Origin of the sequence: Kitasatospora sp. NBC_00458, assembly GCF_036013975.1 — a bacterium.
GTDB lineage: Bacteria > Actinomycetota > Actinomycetes > Streptomycetales > Streptomycetaceae > Kitasatospora.
In genome coordinates, this window is sequence record NZ_CP107904.1 from 3,054,009 (window position 1) to 3,072,232 (window position 18,224).

Consider the following 18,224-nt stretch of genomic DNA (forward strand, 5'->3'; position numbering starts at 1 on the left):
GCGGTACCCGGGGCGCCCGGCAGGCTCCCGGCCTGCGACCACGCCCCCGGCCGGGCCCCGGGCCGCCCCGACCCCGCCGCTCTTCATGATCGCGACGACCGGCGCTACCGTAGGGCCCGTGACTGACGACCTGTCGACCGCGGCCGCGAGCACCCCGGCCACCGGAGCCGCCCGGCCCGCCCCGAACGGCCGTCCGGCCACCGGCACCGGGCCCGCCACGGACGCCACCGACGCCACGGACGCCACCGACGCGTTCGAGGCGAACCGGCGGTACCTCGGCTCGGTCGCCTACCGGCTGCTCGGCTCCTTCACCGACGCCGAGGACGCCCTCCAGGAGGCCTGGCTGCGCTGGCGCTCCGTCGACGCCTCCACCGTCGCCGACCCGCGCGCCTTCCTCACCACCGTCGTCACCCGCCTCTGCTACGACCAGCTCGGCTCCGCCCGCGCCCGCCGGGAGGCCTACTTCGGCGAATGGCTGCCCGAGCCCGCCGTCTCCTACCAGGACGCCCCCGCCTCCCCCGCCGAGATCGCCGAACTCGGCGAGTCCGTCTCGCTGGCCCTGCTCGCCGTCCTGGAACAGCTCACCCCGGCCGAACGCGCCGCGTTCGTGCTGCACGACGTCTTCGCCGTCGGCTTCGAGGAGATCGCCGGCTCGCTCGACCGCACCCCCGACGCCGCCCGCCAGCTGGCCTCCCGCGCCCGCCGCCGGGTCAAGGCCGGCAGCCGCCGGGCCACCGCCGACCCGGCCGAACACCGGCAGGCCGTCGAGGCGTTCGCCGCCGCCACCGCCCGCGGCGACATCGAGAGCCTGCTGGCCGTCCTCGACCCCGAGGTGGTCTGGCACTCCGACGGCGGCGGCATCGTCACCGCCGGCGCCCGGCCCGTGTACGGCGCCGACAAGGTCTCCCGCCTGGTCACCGGCCTGGTCGCCAAGTTCCTCACGCCCGAGTCGGTCATCGGCTTCGCCCTGGTCAACGACGCGCCCGGGCTCATCTGGTACGAGCGGCCCGGGCAGGTCGCCGGCGTGATGGCCTTCACCGTCGCCGACGGCCGGATCACCGAGGCCCACGTGGTCGTCAACCCGGAGAAGCTCACCCACCTGAACGTGACGACCCCCTGACCGACGTGTGATGCGGGCCACTGTCACACTCCGGCCGGCCGCGTCGTCCCCTTCCCGAACACGCGCAGAAGCGCTCCCCGGCGACCCCGGGGGTGCCGCGAGAGGGCGCCGCCGAAGGCGCCGCGAAGGAGCGGGACGACATGACCGAGAAGCAGATCGTCGTACTGGGCGCCGGCTACGCGGGCCTCACCGCCGCGACCCGGGCCGGCAAGGGCGGCCGGGTGACCCTGATCGCCCCCGAGAACCGCTTCCTGCACCGCGTCCGCCAGCACGAGACCGCCGCCGGCCGCCCCGAGCACCGCCCCGCCGTCGCCGAGGTCCTGCGCGGCCGGGGCGTGCGGCACGTCCAGGCCCGCGTCACCCGGCTCGACCCCACCGCCCGCAAGGTCTTCCTCGACAACGGCGACGCCGTCGCCTACGACACCCTGGTCTACGCCCTCGGCAGCCGCACCGCCTGGCACGGCGTCCCCGGCGCCGCCAAGCACGCCTACGGCGCCGAGCGGGCCGGCGAGATCGCCGGGAGGCTGCGCACCGCCGACCGCCCCGGCACCGTCGCCGTGGTCGGCGGCGGCGCCACCGGCATCGAACTCGCCGCCGAACTCGCCGAGGCCCACCCCGGCTGGAAGGTCCGCGTCCTCGCCGCCGGCCAGGTCGGCGGCTGGTTCTCGGCCAAGGGACGCGGTCACGTCCACGCCGTGCTCCGCGGACTCGGCGCAGAAATCCACGAGCACCACACCGTCACCGCCGTCGACGCCGGGGGCCTCGACACCACCGCCGGCCGGATCCCCGCCGACCTCGTCGTCTGGGCCGCCGCGATGGAACCGCACCCGCTCGCCGCGGAGGCCGGCCTCACCGTCAACCCGGCCGGCCAGGTGGTCGTCGACGACCACCTGCGGTCGGTCTCACACCCCGAGGTGTACGCGATCGGCGACGCCGCCGAGGTCACCGTCCCCGGCACCGGCACCCTGCGGATGGGCTGCGCCACCGCCCAGCCGATGGGCCGCTACCTCGGCAAGGTCCTCGCCGGACGCACCGACAAGCCCTACGCCTTCCGGTACGCCGTGCAGTGCCTGAGCCTCGGACGGCGCGAGGGCATGGTCCAGCTGATCCACGGGGACGACTCGATGCGGCCGACCGTCCTCACCGGCCGGACCGGACGGCTGGTGAAGGCGGCGATCGTCAACGCCGTGGTCATGTCGCTGCGCTGAACGCGCCCCGCCCCGGAACGCCCGAGGGGCCCGGGACACCGCCGCGACGTGAGCGGTGTCCCGGGCCCCTCGGGGCGCCGTCGTTACTTCTTCTCCTTCGGCGCCTCCGCGTCGGTCGACAGTGCGGCGATGAAGGCCTCCTGCGGGACCTCCACCCGGCCGACCATCTTCATCCGCTTCTTGCCTTCCTTCTGCTTCTCCAGCAGCTTGCGCTTGCGCGAGATGTCGCCGCCGTAGCACTTGGCGAGGACGTCCTTGCGGATCGCCCGGACCGTCTCACGGGCGATCACGCGCGAACCGATGGCGGCCTGGATCGGCACCTCGAACTGCTGGCGCGGGATCAGCTTCTGCAGCTTTCCGGCCATCATCACACCGTAGTTGTAGGCCTTGTCCTTGTGCACGATCGCGGAGAACGCGTCCACCGCGTCGCCGTGCAGCAGGATGTCGACCTTCACCAGCTGGGCGCTCTGCTCGCCGATCGGCTCGTAGTCGAAGGAGCCGTAGCCGCGGGTCTTGGACTTCAGCTGGTCGAAGAAGTCGAAGACGATCTCGGCGAGCGGCAGGGTGTAGCGCAGCTCGACGCGGTCCTCGGACAGGTAGTCCATGCCCTGGAGGTTGCCGCGGCGGGCCTGGCAGAGCTCCATGATCGCGCCGACGAACTCGTTCGGCGCCAGGATGGTGCCGCGCACGATCGGCTCGTACACCTCGGCGAGCTTGCCGGTGGGGAACTCGCTCGGGTTGGTGACGGTGTGCTCGGTGCCGTCCTCCATCACCACGCGGTAGACCACGTTGGGGGCGGTGGAGATCAGGTCGAGGTTGAACTCGCGCTCCAGCCGCTCCCGGATGATCTCCAGGTGCAGCAGGCCGAGGAAGCCGCAGCGGTAGCCGAAGCCGAGGGCGACCGAGGTCTCCGGCTCGTAGACCAGCGCGGCGTCGTTCAGCCGCAGCTTGTCCAGGGCGTCGCGGAGCAGCGGGTAGTCCGAGCCGTCCAGCGGGTAGAGGCCGGAGAACACCATCGGACGCGGGTCCTTGTAGCCGCCCAGCGCCTCGGTCGCACCCTTGTGCATCGAGGTGATGGTGTCACCGACCTTGGACTGCCGGACGTCCTTCACACCGGTGATGATGTAGCCCACCTCGCCGACGCCGAGGCCGTCCGCGACCTTGGGCTCCGGCGAGATGACGCCGATCTCCAGCAGCTCGTGGGTCGCGCCGGTCGACATCATCGCGATCCGCTCACGCTTGGTGAGCTGGCCGTCGACGACACGGACGTAGGTGACCACACCGCGGTAGGAGTCGTAGACCGAGTCGAAGATCATCGCGCGGGCGGGGGCGTCCTTGACGCCGACCGGGGCCGGGATGTTGTCGACGAGGTGGTCCAGCAGCTCCTCGACGCCCAGGCCGGTCTTGGCGCTGACCTTGAGCACGTCCGCCGGGTCGCAGCCGATGATGTGCGCGATCTCCGCCGCGTACTTCTCGGGCTGCGCGGCCGGCAGGTCGATCTTGTTCAGCACCGGGATGATCGTGAGGTCGTTCTCCAGCGCCAGGTACAGGTTGGCGAGGGTCTGCGCCTCGATGCCCTGGGCCGCGTCCACCACCAGGACGGTGCCCTCGCAGGCCGCCAGGGAACGGGACACCTCGTACGTGAAGTCCACGTGGCCCGGGGTGTCGATCATGTTGAGGATGTGCGTGCTACCGGCGTTGACACCGGTCTTCGGCGCCCACGGGAGGCGGACGGCCTGCGACTTGATGGTGATGCCGCGCTCGCGCTCGATGTCCATGCGGTCGAGGTACTGGGCACGCATCTGCCGCGGGTCGACCACGCCGGTGATCTGCAGCATCCGGTCTGCGAGCGTCGACTTGCCGTGGTCGATGTGGGCGATGATGCAGAAGTTGCGGATCAGCGCCGGGTCGGTACGGCTGGGCTCTGGCACATTGCTGGGGGTCGCGGGCACCTTGGTCCGATTCTCCGTTGGTCCGGGGGCCGGGGGTGTCCGGATCATCGCTGACCGGCTTCCCGGGCGACCGGACGGTCGTCCGATCGAGATAGTTCCTCCCATCTTCCCACCTCCCGCGAGCGGGACGCGCGCCGCCGTCCGGTTCGGGCCCCGCCACCCGCCCCGCGGCGGCCGCACGGCCGCCGGGCCGGGTCCGTTCCCCCGGCCGCGGCGGCCCGGGCAGGATGGCGCCCCATGATCCTCGAAAGCGCACTGCTCGACGTCCTGCCCGGCCAGGAGGAGGCCTTCCTCGCCGCCTTCACCGAGGCCAGGCCACTGATCTCCGTCCAGCCCGGCTTCCGCTCGCTGGAACTGCGCCGCTGCCTGGACGAGGGGCGGGGCTCACGGTTCCTGCTCCAGGTGGAGTGGGAGACACTGGAGGCGCACACCGAGGGGTTCCGGCGCTCCGCCGAGTACCCGCGGTGGCGCGAACTGCTGCACCACCACTACCGGCCGTTCCCCGAGGTCGAGCACTACGGCGAACCCGTCCTGCGTGCCTGAGCACCCGCCCGCGGCGCCGGGGCCGCGCCCGCCCGGTTTGGGGCGGACGGCGCGCCCCTGGTAGCGTTGGCCGCTGCACCTGGCCCCGGCATGCCCTCTCAGCAGGTCCGGCGGCCGCGCGGTGCAACCCTCCCCCAGGCTCCGGCCGGGGGAACCCCCAGAACCGTTTATCCAGACAAGACTGAGGCTCCTTCGTGGCGAACATCAAGTCCCAGATCAAGCGCAACAAGACCAACGAGAAGGCGCGCCTGCGCAACAAGGCCGTCAAGTCCTCGCTGAAGACCGCCCTGCGCAAGGCCCGTGAGGCCGCTGCCGCCGGCGAGACCGAGAAGGCCGCCGTGCTGGCCCGCGCCGCCTCCAAGGCGCTGGACAAGGCCGTGAGCAAGGGCGTCATCCACGCCAACCAGGCCGCCAACAAGAAGTCGGCCATCACCAAGCGCGTCAACACCGCCGTCCAGGCCTGACGCCACCGGGGCCGCACAGACGGCCCCTACCCTCGTGGCCGACCGGCCCTCTACCCGGTCACCCGAGGCGCAGAGAACGACTCGCACCGCACGCGGCCTGCGTTCGCCACGCGGGTGCGGTGCACACAGAGTGACCAGAAGCCCCGAATCATCGGCCTTCTCCTACTGCCCGACCGGTCCCCACCGGTCGGGCAGTACGCGTTCCGGACCGGTTCAGCCGACCCTGGTCCAGCGCTGACAGCCCTGGGTCTTGAACACGACGTCCGACTTCTTGACGGTCACGACGCCCTGCCCCATCAGGTTCTCGTTGGCGATGATCGAGCCGAGCTCGCCGTCGCTGCTCCGGCTCCGCTCCCAGTAGCAGAGGCCGAGACTGCCCGGGCCCTCGGTGCGGTAGGTGCCGGGCCTGATGTCCGTACCGACCAGGTAGGTGCCGCTGCCGGCGATCGTGTCACCCGGCGCGGCGGTGGCGGCGTCGCCGGTGGTGTCGGCGCCGTCGGCGGTGGCGGCCGAACCCTGCGGGACCGCTGTGACCGTGGCGGTCGCCGTCACGGTGGCGGTCGCCGTCACGGTGACGGCCGGGGCCGGGGCGGCGGGGACGGTGACCGTCGCCGTGACGGTCTGGGTGACGGTGGGCTGCGGAGCGGGCGCGGCCGCCTCCGGGGCAGCGCCCGAGCACGCCGTGAGCGCGCCCAGCAGGCCGCCTGCCGCCACTGCGGCCCGGGCCGCGACGGACATGGTGATTCGAACGGGCAAGGTCCCCCCTGGAACACGTGACTGGTGGGACCCGACCCTACCGAGGGCCCGCGGGCGCCGCCGAACTGCCTGTCGCACCCCGAGCCGGGACCGGTAGGGTCTGCTCCCGGCAGCTTCGCCGAGGGCCCGAGGGGACACCACATTGGGGACACCGCCACCACCGCCGCCGAACGGGCCGGGCTTCGCCGGCTTCCCGCCGCAGGCGAGCACTCCGCCGCCACAGGTCCCCGCACCCGGCGGACCGCCCGGCTTCGGGCCCCCGCCCGGACTGCCCAGCTCCCCCGGCGCGCCCACCCCGACCGGCACTCCCACCGTCCCCGGCACCCCCGCCGCCCCGGGCGGCCGCACCGGCGGGAACCTGCGCCGGAACGCGGTCTGGGCCTTCGTCGGCGCGATCCTCGCCTCGGCCGTGTGGACCGGCACCGTCACCCTCGTGCCCGGCCTCGTGAACGGCGGCTCCTCGGCCCGGAGCATCGGCGGCTACCACCCCGTCGACAAGATCTGCGACGCGGGCAAGCTCACCGCGTTCCGGCAGAAGTACAAGATGGTGGACAGCTACCCGCTGGAGCACACCGGGCGCAGCGAGTCGATGGACATCATGCGGTGCTACGCCCTGATGAAGCGGACGGTCAGCGACAGCGACACCCCCGACTACGCCACCCTCGACATCCGCGTCGAACTGCACAAGGCCGTCGACTCCTCACCCGAGTTCGCCGCCACCCGGCACTACTTCGAGCAGCAGAAGTACGAGATCACCGGTGTGCCGGACCTCGGCGAGGAGGCCTACTTCGCCTACGGGGACGAGCCGACCAGCTCGGACAAGAGCTTCCACGACATCAACTACTACCTGCAGGTCCGCGACGGCGGCCTGACCTACTCGCTCTACTGGACCGACAACTACCAGACCGGCAAGAACCACACGCTGGACCGCGAGACCGTCCGCCGCGCGATGCTCGACGACACCCGGGACCTGCTCAAGGCCATCGGCGGCAGGTAGCCGGCGCGGAGCGGTGTCCGGGCAGCGCGGACCTCGGGGCAGCGCGCCCGGGCGGGGCGATGTGCCCGGAGGCCGGGGGCTCAGCGTCCGCACACGGCCCGGTCCGCACCCGTCGTCGTACTGGTGCGGGCCGGGCCGCACGGCGTGCCTCCGGGGCCATCCGGGTGATCAGGTACGCCCGGGTGCGCTCAGTAGGACGGCCGGGAACCGGCGCGGGCGGCCCGGGACACGGCGACCACGGCCCGTTCGAGGGCGAAGGCCGGGTCGTCGGAGCCGCCCTTGACGGCGGCGTCCGCCTGCGCGATCGCGGTCAGCGCCACGGCCACCGCGTCGCCGGTCCAGCCGCGCATCTGCTGCCGCACCCGGTCGATCTTCCAGGGCGGCATGCCCAGCTCGCGCGCGAGGTCGCCCGGGCGCATGTTCCGCCCGGCGGTCGCCAGCCTCCCGATGCTCCGCACGCCGGAGGCCAGCGCATAGGTGATGCCGGTCGGCGGCTGGCCCACGGCGAGCGCCCAGCGCAGTCGTTCCAGGGCCTCGGCGGTCCGGCCGGTGACCGCCAGGTCCGCCACCTCGAAGCCGGTCGCCTCGGCCCGGCCGCTGTAGTAGCGGGCGACCACCGTCTCGTCGATCGTGCCCTCGACGTCCGAGGTGAGCTGACTGCACGCGGCCGCCAGTTCGCGCAGATCGCTTCCGAGCGCGTCCAGCAGCGCCTGGCACGCCTCCGGTGTCGCCGAGCGCCCGAGGGTGCGGAACTCGCCCTTGACGAACGCCAGCCGCTCGTTCGCCTTCGCCAGCTTGGCGCAGGCGACCTCCCGGCCGCCCGCCTTCCGCCCCGCGTCCAGCAGGCCCTTGCCCTTGGCGCCGCCCGCGTGCACCAGCACGATGATCACTTCGTCTGCGGGGGCCTCGATGTACGCCTTGACCTCCTTGACGGAGTCCGCGGAGAGGTCCTGCGCCGCCCTCACCACGATCACCTTGCGCTCGGCGAACAACGAGGGGGTGGTCAGCTCGGCCAGGCTGCCGGGCTGGAGACTCCCGGGTGCGAGGTCCCGCACGTCGGTGTCCGGATCCGCCGCCCTCGCCGCCGCCACCACCTGGGCGACCGCTCGGTCCAGCAGCAGCTCCTCCTGGCCGACCGCGAGGGTCAGCGGGGCGAGCAGGTCGTCGGGTGCACTCTTCCTGGCCATCGCCTACCAGCATCCCACGGGGCGCGGACACCCCCGGCCCGTCCGTCCCGGCACCCACGGGACAATGGCCGGGTGACCGAAGATCCCACCACCGACCGGCCGCACGGCTTCGACCCCGACGCCCGGCAACTGCTCGTCCTGCCCGACCGCGACGCCGCGGAGGAGGCCGCGGAGGAGCTCGGCGCCGACCACCCCGACCTCGGCGAGCTCGAAATCGTCCGCGACGCACTCGCCGGCGAGGACGACGCCGAGGACGCCCAGTGGCTGGTGGTCGTGGAACCCCCCGAGTCCGGCTGGACGCCCGACCGGCTGCACGCCCTCGACACCCTCGCCGCCGGCTACGAGGGCTGGCGCGAGCAGGGCTGACCGCCGCCCGGCCTCGCCTGAGCGGCACAGTGCGGACCAGCGCAGTGCGGACCGGCGCAGTGCCGTTGCGCAGGAAGTCGGCGGACCCGACTTCCTGCGCAACGGCAGTCGCCGTGCGGCCCCTGCCCTGCCGACCTGCCGGCCCGCCTGCTTGCGCGTCCGTCCGTCCGTCCGGGCCGGACCCGGCCCGGACGGACAGCGCTCCGCTTTCCCGGGCCCCGCCCCTCCCCCCTCCCCCACCCCCTCCTCCCCCGTCCCCTGCCCCCCGGCCCCGAGTCTTCGGTGGGGAGGAGGTGGTTCCGGAGGTCAGCCGGGCGGGGCGCGCCGACGGTGGGAGGGGTGCGGGCCCTGCGGGTGGACGACCGCTCCGAGGCGGGCCGGGGAGTCACCCGTCACTGCGATGTCACCGGCACGGTCCGTCCGCAGCACCGCGGCGCCCAGGGACCGCAACCGGTCCACCGTGCGCGGCGACGGGTGGCCGTACGGATTGTCGGCACCGCAGGAGATCAACGCCAGCCTCGGCCCCAACGCGGCGGCCAGCGACCAGTCCTGATGGGCGGAGCCGTGGTGGGCCACCTTCAGCACGTCCACCCTCGCCGCACCCCCGGCCGTACTCATCCGGCCCAGCAGTGCCTCCTGGGCCGGGGGCTCCAGATCGCCCAGCAGGGCCATCCGCACGCCGCCCGCCAGGGTCACCAGCACCGCGACGCTCGCGTTGTTCGCGTCCGAGGCCACCGCCCGTTCCCTTCCGTCCGGCCACAGCACCTCCCACAACACCCCCGGTCCCGCGGACCGGCGCTCGCCGAGCCCGGCCCGCAGCAGCGGCACCCCGGCGGCCGAAGCCCACGCCGCCACCCGGGCGGCCTCCCCCGGCGGATCGTCCAGCACCGTCCCCTCGACGGCTCCGACCCTCCGACCCCGCAGCACGCCCGGCAGACCCTCCACGTGATCGGCGTGGAAGTGGGTCGCCAGGAACAGCGGAACCCGGGTGATGCCGAGGTCGCGCAGACACCGGTCGGCTGCCTGGGGATCCGGCCCGGCGTCCACCACCACGGCGCTGTCCGGCGGGCCGCCGCCGTCCCCGGCGACGGGCAGCACCAGCATGTCCCCCTGCCCCACGTCACACATGACCAGCCGCCAGTCCGGGGGCGGCCAGCCGGTCGCGACCCTCGCGAGCAGCGGCGGCCGGAGCAGCACGGTGAGCAGGACCAGCAGAAGCACGCCCGCCACCAGCGGCCGGGCCCAGCCGCGCGGCGCCCGCCGGCCGGCCGGACCGGCACGCCGGGGCAGCAGCAACGGCACCGCCAGGCAGAGCGCGGCCGTCCCCACCGCGAGGGTCACCGTGCCGAACAGACCTCCCGGCCAGGACAGCCGGGCGCCCGGCAGCTCGGCGCCGTACCTGGCCACCGCCGCCAGCCAGCCCGCCGGGACGGCGGCCGGCTCCGCCAACAGCCTGGCGAGGGCCGGGGAGAGCGGATCGACCGCGAGCACCGTGAAACCGAGCAGGGTCGCCGGGGCGACCGCCAGCTCGGCCACCAGGTTGCACGGGATGCCGACCAGGCTGACGTGCCCGGAGAGCAGCACCGTCACCGGTGCGCAGAGCGCCTGGGCGGCGGCCGTCGCCCCGACGGCGCCCGCGAGGTGGTGCGGCCAGCCTCGTGCCCTCAGGGCTGCCGCCCAGTACGGGCCGAGGACCACCAGGCCGCCGGTGGCGAGCACCGACAGCAGGAAGCCGTAGGACCGGGCCAGGTGGGGATCGAGGAGGACCAGGAGCAGGGCGGTGCCCGCGAGGGCCGGCACCGCTTGGCGGGGACGGCCGGTCGCCAGCGCCAGGAGCCCGATCAGGCCCGTGCCAGCCGCCCTGAGCACGCTGGGCTCGGGCCTGCAGACCGTGACGAAGGCCAGCGTGACGGCGGCCCCGAGCAGCGCAGTGGTGCGCAGCGGAATCCCGAACAGGGCTGCCAGGCCCCGGCGTTCGGCGGTTCCGGCCCGCCCCGGGGCGCCCAGCAGCACGCCCAGCACGATCGCGAGGTTGGCCCCGCTGACGGCGACCAGGTGGGACAGGTCGGTGGCCCGGAAGGCCTCCCGGAGCTCCTCCGGCAGGCGCGACGTGTCGCCGACGACCAAGCCGGGCAGCAGCCCGCGCGGGTCCGGCGGAAGATGGTCGGTCGCCGCGCGCAGCCCTGCCCGCAGGCGGCCGGCGACGCGTTGCGGCAGGCTCGGCGGTGCGAGCTGTCTCGGCTCGCCGTGCGCGATCAGCAGCGCCGCCGAGTCGGCGTCGTGCTCCCCCGCCGGGCGGACCGTCGCTCCGACCGCCAGCCTGGTCGAGGGCAGCACCCGTTCCCAGGCATCCGTCTCGCCCTCCCTGACCATCACCGTGACCGGGGTCCGGCTGCGGACCGTGTGCGAGCCCGGTCCGGCGGGGAACCCGTCCGGCACGACGACCCGGTCCACCACGGCGTCCAGCGTGAGCAGCCGTTGCCCGGCGCCGGACCCACCGGCCCGGGAGGTGTGCGGGCGGGGGTCGCCGGTGACGGTCAGTTCGACGCCGATCTCCGGGGCGGGGAGGGCGGCTCGGGCCAGCTCGGGCAGCGGTCCGCGGTGCAGGTCGGCGGTGTGCAGGAGGGCGGCGGCCGTGGCGGCCGCCCCGGTGAGCAGCACGGCGGCGGATGTCAGGGCGGCGGCGCGGCGGCGGCAGGTGCCCGGGCGGCGGAGCAGCAGGGCGAAGCCGAGGAGCGCCGCCACCGCTGCGGCCGAGGTGAGGGCGGCGCCGTGCCCCGGGCCCAGTCCGAGGACCGCGGCCGTGACCGCCCACGCGGAGACGGCCGGGAGGAGCAGTCGGAGGTCCTCCGGCTGTGCCTGAGTGGTCGGCGGGTTCTTCCTCGCAGCGGAGTCGAGGACGGCAGTGGTGATGACGGCACCTCCTTTCGGACGCGGGCGGGTACAGGAGTCGGCGCAGGGGGCGGGGCAGTGGCGCAGTGGCACCGACACCGGCACCGGCACTGGGGAGGCGGCACAGGGGAGGCGTGCGGCGGCGCAGCTCGGTCCGCCGTCAGAGGATGAGCAGTGGCCTGATCTCCGAATAGGTCCGCTCCCCGATCCCGCTCACCTGCCGGAGCTGGTCGACCGAGCGGAACATGCCGCCGTGCGAGGTGCGGAAGGCGATGATGCGCTGGGCCAGGGTCGGGCCGACGCCCGGGAGGGTGTCGAGCTGTTCGAGGGTGGCGCGGTTCAGGCTGACGGGCTGCTTCGCCGTTCCGGCCGGCGGCGCTCCGGCTCCCGACCCGGCGGCCGGTTGGAGTCCGGGCTCGCCGACGAGGATCTGTTCACCGTCCGTCAGTACGCGGGCCAGGTTGAGGTTCCTGGTGTCCGTGTCCGGCAGTGGGCCGCCGGCGACCCGCAGGGCGTCCGCGACCCGGGAGCCGCCGGGCAGGGTGTGCACGCCCGGCGAGTGGACGCGCCCCCCGATGTCGACCACCACGAAGGCGGACGGCTCCGCACCGGTGGCTCCGCCGCCCGGAGCACCCGCTCCGGGTGCGTCGCCGACCTCGGAGAGGCCCCCGGAACCGGGCAGGCCCGGCACCGAGGCGGCCGGTTCCGCCGACGCGACCGCGACCGCCGGGACCTCGACGGACTGCGGTCGGTCCAGCCAGAAGTGCTGGACTCCGTAGCCCACGGCGAGCAGCAGCAGGACCAGCAGTCCCACCACCGCCCGCCGGTCGAGGGCGGCCAGCGCGCCCGCCCACGGGAACGCCCGCCCCGGCCCGGCCACGGGTTCCGCACCAGCCCGACCGTCCGGCGGGCCCACCGCCGGACCACCGGACGGGACGTCGGGCGGCAGGCCGAGCGGGAGGTCGGTTGAGAGGCCGGACGGGAGGTCAGGCGGGCCGGCGAACGGGAGGCCGGGCACCGCACCGGGCAGCTCCGCGGACAGGGAGTCAGGCGGCGGCTCGGACAGCCGGTCAGGCGGCGGGTCGGGCCGTCCGCGAGGCGGACCGGCCCCCACCCCGGCGCCACCGGCCGGGGGTCGGCCGTTCGCCGACCGCCCCGCCACCGTCGGCCGGTCCGCCGACCCCTCGTACACCGACGGCTCGTCGGGCGGGCCCTCGGTGTGCGGTCCCTCGGTGTGCGGCAGCAGGGCCGCCATCCGCAGGCCCGCGGTCTCGGTGATGTGCTGGATCCGGCGGCGCCTCGCCGCGCCGATGCGCATGCTCGTCATGGGGAGGACGGTAGGAGCCGCTGCGGAAACGCGCGGAAAATGCCGGGAGCCTGTGGACAACCCGGGGGCTGTGGAAAAAAAGCCACACCCGAATGAGGGAGTTCACCACCATGGCGTTGACGAAAGCCGACGCGGCACGCCCCGGCGCCGCGGATTCCACCGCCCTCGGGACACCTCCCGGCCACCGTGCCGGTCCGACCCCGCCCCGATCCTCACCCCGGCCCCGCCGCCCCCTCGCCGCAGCTCAGCGCGGCGACACCACCACCGCCAGCAGCCCCGGCCCGACGTGCGCGCCGATCACCGCGCCGACCTCGCCGACGTACAGGTCGCGCAGCCCCGGCACCCGTGCCCGCAGCCGCTCCGCGAGCGGCTCGGCCCGGTCCTCCGCCGCGAGGTGGTGGACGGCGATGTCGACCTCCCGCTCCCCCGCCCGCTCGACCGCGATCTCCTCCAGCCGGGCGATCGCCCGGGACGCCGTCCGGACCTTCTCCAGCGGTTCGATCCGCCCGCCGTCCAGGTGCAGCAGCGGCTTGACCGCCAGCGCCGAACCGAGCAGGGCCCGCGCGGCGCCGATCCGGCCGCCCCGGCGGAGGTACTCCAGGGTGTCGACGTAGAAGAAGCCGCTGCTCACCGCCGTCCGCCGGGTGGCGGCCCCGGCGGCCTCGTCCAGTGCCTGCCCGGCCTCGATCGCCTCGGCGGCCGCCAGGACCCCGTACCCGAGCGCCATGCCCACCAGCCTGCTGTCCACCACCCTGACCGGGACGGGCGACTCGGCGGCCGCCAGCCTGGCCGCCTCCGCCGTCCCGGAGAGCTCACCGGAGATGTGGACCGAGACGATCCCCCGCGCGCCCGCCTCGGCCGCCGCCCGGTAGGCGGCGGCGAACGACTCGGGGCTGGGGCGCGAGGTGGTGACCCGGTGCTTGCCCCGGAGCGCCTCGGCGACGTCCTTGGGGGAGATCTCGACCCCCTCCGCGAGCACCTCGTCACCGACCGCGACGCTCAGCGGGACCACCGTGATCCCGTGCCGGTCGACGGCCTCCTGGGGCAGGTAGGCCGTGGAGTCGGTGACAAGTGCGAGGTCGGCGGGCATGAGGCGGAGGTTACTCCCCACGTGGACGGGGCGACAGCGCCCGGCGGCCGGTCAGCCGGCCGTGGGCCCGGCCGTCGGCTTCCGCAGCCGGTTCGCCAGCTTGGCCAGCGGGTCGGCGAGGCCCAGGAGCTCCTCCGCGCTCGGCCGGCCGCCCGTTCCGTCCGGCAGCGCGTTCCGGGCCGCCCGCTCGCGCGAGGCCTCGCGCGGGGCGCCCGCACCGGCCGCGCTGCCACCCTCCGCACCCGGACGCGAACCCGCGCCACCCGCGCCACCCGCGCCACCCGCGCCACCCGCCGAGGCGTCCCAGTGGCGCAGCGCCCCGGCCTCGTTCTCGCACTCCTGGCTCAGCCGGCCCAGCTCGTCGTCCGCGAACCGGTGCATCCGGTCCTGCGCCGCCCAGCGCATGGTCTCCGCGGAGTGGGTGATCCGCTCGGCCCGCTCACGCAGATCGGGCAGCTTCGCCGCGATGCGGCCGACGTCGGGCTCGCGCTCCAGCATCCGCAACTCGCCGTCCAGCTCGGCCGCGTGGGTGTCCAGCCTGGCCAGCAGCGCGAGCGACTCGGTGAGCTGGCCGTCCTGGGTGAGGCCGCCCTCCAGGACCTGCCGGGTGCCGGTCAGGGAGGTCCGCAGCCCCAGCCGGACGGCGGAGATCTGGCCCTGCGGGCCGGTCTGGGCGTACGTCTTGGCCCTGAGGGTGACGTTCTCCACCGCGCGCCGGGCCTTGGCCTCCTGGCGCTCCACCTTCTCGCCGACCACGCGGGCCGCCTTCACCACCCCGACCACGAGCAGCACCGCCACCACGAGCCCGAGGAGCAGGGCCAGTCCGACCATCACGCCGAGCACGTCCATCACGAGCCACCTTCCGCCAGCCGAACCGGTCCCCACCGGTCCAACGCGGGCCGGACCGCCATGGGTTCCACCGTAGCCCCCGTACCCGCCGGGATGGGGATCGATGGGTCCCTCCGGCCCCGAGATCAGGGACAGATCGGGGATCACCCCGAGAGCGCCGCGCCGCTCCCCCCGCATTCTGCCCGCGGGCCGCGCACGCCCCACCCGGCCTCCACGCGCCCCGTCCGGCCTCCACGCGCCCCGCCGGGCCACCCACCGCCCGGCGCGCCCGTGAACGCCGCGGGGCGGGCGCCCCCGTAGGAACACCCGCCCCGCAGTACGCCTCAGGCGCACGTCACCCGGACGCCACCCGGACCAGTGTCACCCGGTGACGATGTTGACCAGCTTCGGCGCCCGCGCGATCACCTTGCGCACCTCGGCCCCGCCGATCGCCGCGACGACCGCCGGGTCCGCCAGTGCCAGCGCCTCCAGCTCGGCGTCCGAGATCGACGGCGCGACCTCCAGCCGGGCCTTGACCTTGCCCTTGATCTGCACGACGCAGGTCACCGACTCGTCGACCACGTACGCCGGGTCGGCGACCGGGTAGTCGGTGTGGGCCAGCGACTCGACGTGGCCCAGTCGGCGCCACAGCTCCTCGGCGATGTGCGGGGCCAGCGGCGCGACCATCAGCACCAGCTGATCGGCCACCTCGCGCGGCGTCGAACCCCGCTTCACCAGGTAGTTGTTCAGCTCGATCGCCTTGGCGACGGCCGTGTTGAAGCGCAGCCCGGCCATGTCGCCGCGGATGCCGTCGATGGCCTTGTGCAGCGCGCGCAGGGTCGGCTCGTCGGCCGGCTCGTCCACGACGACCAGTTCGCCGGTCGTCTCGGAGACGACATTGCGCCACAGCCGCTGCAGGAAGCGGTACGAGCCGACGACCGCGCGGGTGTCCCACGGGCGGGAGACGTCCAGCGGGCCCATCGACATCTCGTACAGGCGCAGCGTGTCGGCGCCGTACTCGTCGGCGATCTCGTCCGGGGCGACGGCGTTCTTCAGGGACTTGCCCATCTTGCCGGCCTCGCGCTTGACCGGCTCGCCCTGCCAGAAGTACGCGCCGTCGCGCTCCTCGACCTCGGCGGCGGGCACCGGGAAGCCGCGCTCGTCGCGGTAGACGTCGGCGGTGATCATGCCCTGGTTGAACAGCTTGTGGAACGGCTCGACGGACGAGACGTGGCCCAGGTCGTGCAGCACCTTGTGCCAGAAGCGGGCGTACAGCAGGTGCAGCACGGCGTGCTCGGCACCGCCGACGTACAGGTCGGCGCCGCCGCCCGGCTTCTGCTCGGTCGCGCCCAGCCAGTACTGCTCGTTGGCCGGGTCGACGACGTCCGCGCGGTTCGTCGGGTCGACGTAGCGCAGCTCGTACCAGCAGGACCCGGCCCAGTTGGGCATGGTGTTGGTCTCGCGGCGGTACTTCCGGACGCCGTCGCCCAGGTCCAGCTCGACGTTGACCCAGTCCTCGTTGCGGGACAGCGGGGTCTTCGGCGAGGAGGTGGAGTCGAACGGGTCGTAGGTGTGCGGCGAGTAGTCGTCGACCTCGGGGACCTCGACGGGCAGCATCGACTCGGGCAGCGCGTGCATGACGCCGTCCTCGTCGTAGACGATCGGGAAGGGCTCGCCCCAGTACCGCTGGCGGCTGAACAGCCAGTCGCGCAGGCGGTAGTTGACGGTGCCCTCGCCGATGCCGCGCCCGGTCAGCCAGGTGGTGACGGCGGCCTTGGCGTCGACCACACTCAGGCCGTCCAGCGAGATGCCGTCCTCGGTGCCCTCCGTGTGGGCCGAGTTGACGATGACGGAGTCGTAGGTGTCGAACGCGTCGTCCCAGGCGTGCGGGTCCTCGCCGCGCCCGTCGGTCGGCGCGACGACGCAGCGCATCGGCAGCTCGAAGGCGCGCGCGAAGGCGAAGTCGCGGTGGTCGTGGGCGGGGACGGCCATGATGGCGCCGGTGCCGTAGCCCATCAGCACGTAGTCGGCGATGAACACCGGTACGGGCTCGCCGCTGACCGGGTTGACCGCGTAGGTGCCGGTGAAGACGCCGGTCTTGACCTTGGCCTCGACCTGGCGCTCGACGTCGGACTTGGAGGCAGCGGCGGCGCGGTAGGCGGCGACGGCCTCGGCGGGGGTGGCGGCGGCGCCGGTCCACTCCTCACGGGTGCCCTCGGGCCAGGCGGCCGGCACGATCGAGTCGACCAGGCCGTGCTCGGGCGCCAGCACCATGTAGGTGGCGCCGAACAGAGTGTCGGGGCGGGTGGTGAAGACGGTGATCTTCTCGGCGTCGCCGGCCGCCGTGTCGACGGCGAAGTCGACGCGGGCGCCCTCGGACCGGCCGATCCAGTTGCGCTGCTGCAGCTTGATGGCCTCGGGCCAGTCCAGCAGGTCCAGGTCGGAGATCAGCCGGTCCGAGTAGGCGGTGATCCGCATCATCCACTGGCGCAGGTTGGACTTGAACACCGGGAAGTTGCCGCGCTCGGAGCGGCCGTCCGCGGTGACCTCCTCGTTGGCCAGCACGGTGCCCAGACCGGGGCACCAGTTGACCGGCACCTCCTTGGAGTAGGCCAGCCGGTACTCGCCCAGCACCTCGTCGCGCTCGGCGGCGCTCAGCGAGGCCCAGGCACGGCCGCCCGGCACCTCGCGGGTGCCGTCCTCGAAGCCGGCGACCAGCTCGGCGATCGGGCGGGCCCGGCCGGCCTCCTCGTCGTACCAGGAGTTGAAGATCTGCAGGAAGATCCACTGGGTCCAGCGGTAGTACTCCGGGTCGATCGTGGAGATCGAGCGGCGCGGATCGTGGCCCAGGCCCAGCCGGCGCAGCTGGCGGCGCATGTTGGCGATGGCCGCCTCGGTGGTGATCCGGGGGTGCTGGCCGGTGGCGACCGCGTGCTGCTCGGCGGGCAGGCCGAACGCGTCGTAGCCCAGGGTGTGCAGCACGTTGTGGCCGGTCATCCGCTGGTAGCGGGCGAAGACGTCGGTCGCGATGTAGCCCAGCGGGTGGCCGACGTGCAGGCCCGCGCCCGAGGGGTACGGGAACATGTCCATGATGAAGCTGTGCGGCTTCGCGGCGACGTCACCGGCGGCCGGGTCGGCCAGGTCACCGGCCGGGTTGGGGGCGTGGAACGTCCCCTCCTTCTCCCAGATGTCCTGCCAGCGGGACTCGATCTCCGCCGCCAGGGCGGCGCTGTACCGGAACGGCTCGGTCGCGGTCTCGGCCGCGCCGGACGCAGGGGTCGTCTCGCTCATGGTCCTTCAAGCTCCATCGATGTCAGTTGGCGAACCGGCGCGCCGGGCCGGCCTCGGCGGACTGGGCCCGGGCCGGGGAACCCGGGCGGGTGCCGGGCGGGAACCCGGGCGGAAAACAAAAAAGCCCCTCGCAGGAGGGGACGCCACGCCGACTCCGGCTCCGCCCGAGGGCGCGGCCGGTCCTGGTCAGCGCGGCCGGCTAA

General features: G+C 74.1%; 14 protein-coding genes. 6 read left to right on the forward strand and 8 right to left on the reverse strand.

The window, feature by feature from the left end:
- Positions 1 to 118 precede the first annotated feature (118 nt).
- Positions 119 to 1,120, forward strand: coding sequence for an RNA polymerase sigma factor SigJ (gene sigJ, locus OG550_RS12085; RefSeq protein ID WP_327676809.1), 1,002 nt, complete (start codon positions 119 to 121; stop codon positions 1,118 to 1,120).
- Positions 1,121 to 1,260: 140 nt separating this feature from the next.
- Positions 1,261 to 2,328, forward strand: a complete 1,068-nt coding sequence (locus tag OG550_RS12090) for an NAD(P)/FAD-dependent oxidoreductase (RefSeq protein WP_327676810.1) — start codon at positions 1,261 to 1,263, stop codon at positions 2,326 to 2,328.
- A gap of 83 nt (positions 2,329 to 2,411) precedes the next feature.
- Here OG550_RS12090 and lepA read toward each other — a convergent pair whose 3' ends face one another.
- Positions 2,412 to 4,280 carry a translation elongation factor 4 gene (lepA, locus tag OG550_RS12095; protein WP_327676811.1) on the reverse strand — a complete coding sequence of 623 codons (1,869 nt, stop codon included), beginning with the start codon at positions 4,278 to 4,280 and terminating at the stop codon, positions 2,412 to 2,414.
- Positions 4,281 to 4,517: 237 nt separating this feature from the next.
- Here lepA and OG550_RS12100 point away from each other — a divergent pair, with 237 nt between their 5' ends.
- Both OG550_RS12100 and rpsT read left to right on the forward strand, forming a co-directional pair.
- Complete coding sequence (locus tag OG550_RS12100) at positions 4,518 to 4,823, forward strand: antibiotic biosynthesis monooxygenase family protein (RefSeq protein ID WP_327676813.1); 306 nt, start codon at positions 4,518 to 4,520, stop codon at positions 4,821 to 4,823.
- Positions 4,824 to 5,017: 194 nt separating this feature from the next.
- The gene (gene rpsT, locus OG550_RS12105) at positions 5,018 to 5,287 is read left to right on the forward strand and encodes a 30S ribosomal protein S20 (protein WP_045938443.1); all 270 of its coding nucleotides are present in this window, start codon (positions 5,018 to 5,020) and stop codon (positions 5,285 to 5,287) included.
- A 213-nt stretch (positions 5,288 to 5,500) separates the two neighbouring features.
- Here rpsT and OG550_RS12110 read toward each other — a convergent pair whose 3' ends face one another.
- The gene (locus OG550_RS12110; RefSeq protein WP_327676814.1) at positions 5,501 to 6,043 is read right to left on the reverse strand and encodes a hypothetical protein; all 543 of its coding nucleotides are present in this window, start codon (positions 6,041 to 6,043) and stop codon (positions 5,501 to 5,503) included.
- A gap of 142 nt (positions 6,044 to 6,185) precedes the next feature.
- Between OG550_RS12110 and OG550_RS12115 the strand changes: the two genes are divergently transcribed.
- The gene (locus OG550_RS12115; protein WP_327676816.1) at positions 6,186 to 7,040 is read left to right on the forward strand and encodes a hypothetical protein; all 855 of its coding nucleotides are present in this window, start codon (positions 6,186 to 6,188) and stop codon (positions 7,038 to 7,040) included.
- 188 nt (positions 7,041 to 7,228) lie between these two features.
- On the opposite strand, the gene holA is transcribed toward OG550_RS12115, so the two are convergent.
- The gene (holA, locus tag OG550_RS12120; RefSeq protein WP_327676818.1) at positions 7,229 to 8,227 is read right to left on the reverse strand and encodes a DNA polymerase III subunit delta; all 999 of its coding nucleotides are present in this window, start codon (positions 8,225 to 8,227) and stop codon (positions 7,229 to 7,231) included.
- 72 nt (positions 8,228 to 8,299) lie between these two features.
- Between holA and OG550_RS12125 the strand changes: the two genes are divergently transcribed.
- Entirely contained in the window at positions 8,300 to 8,593 is a 294-nt protein-coding gene (locus tag OG550_RS12125) for a hypothetical protein (protein ID WP_327676820.1), read from the forward strand.
- A 306-nt stretch (positions 8,594 to 8,899) separates the two neighbouring features.
- On the opposite strand, the gene OG550_RS12130 is transcribed toward OG550_RS12125, so the two are convergent.
- The 5 genes from OG550_RS12130 to leuS form a co-directional block, all read right to left on the reverse strand.
- Positions 8,900 to 11,584: a ComEC/Rec2 family competence protein gene (locus OG550_RS12130; protein WP_442905986.1), complete on the reverse strand. Its 2,685-nt coding sequence runs from the start codon at positions 11,582 to 11,584 to the stop codon at positions 8,900 to 8,902.
- A gap of 61 nt (positions 11,585 to 11,645) precedes the next feature.
- Entirely contained in the window at positions 11,646 to 12,812 is a 1,167-nt protein-coding gene (locus tag OG550_RS12135; protein ID WP_327676824.1) for a helix-hairpin-helix domain-containing protein, read from the reverse strand.
- A gap of 244 nt (positions 12,813 to 13,056) precedes the next feature.
- Entirely contained in the window at positions 13,057 to 13,902 is an 846-nt protein-coding gene (locus OG550_RS12140) for a DegV family protein (RefSeq protein ID WP_327676826.1), read from the reverse strand.
- A 51-nt stretch (positions 13,903 to 13,953) separates the two neighbouring features.
- Positions 13,954 to 14,751, reverse strand: coding sequence for a hypothetical protein (locus tag OG550_RS12145; RefSeq protein ID WP_327676828.1), 798 nt, complete (start codon positions 14,749 to 14,751; stop codon positions 13,954 to 13,956).
- A gap of 360 nt (positions 14,752 to 15,111) precedes the next feature.
- The gene (leuS, locus tag OG550_RS12150) at positions 15,112 to 18,021 is read right to left on the reverse strand and encodes a leucine--tRNA ligase (protein WP_327676829.1); all 2,910 of its coding nucleotides are present in this window, start codon (positions 18,019 to 18,021) and stop codon (positions 15,112 to 15,114) included.
- Positions 18,022 to 18,224: the final 203 nt, after the last annotated feature.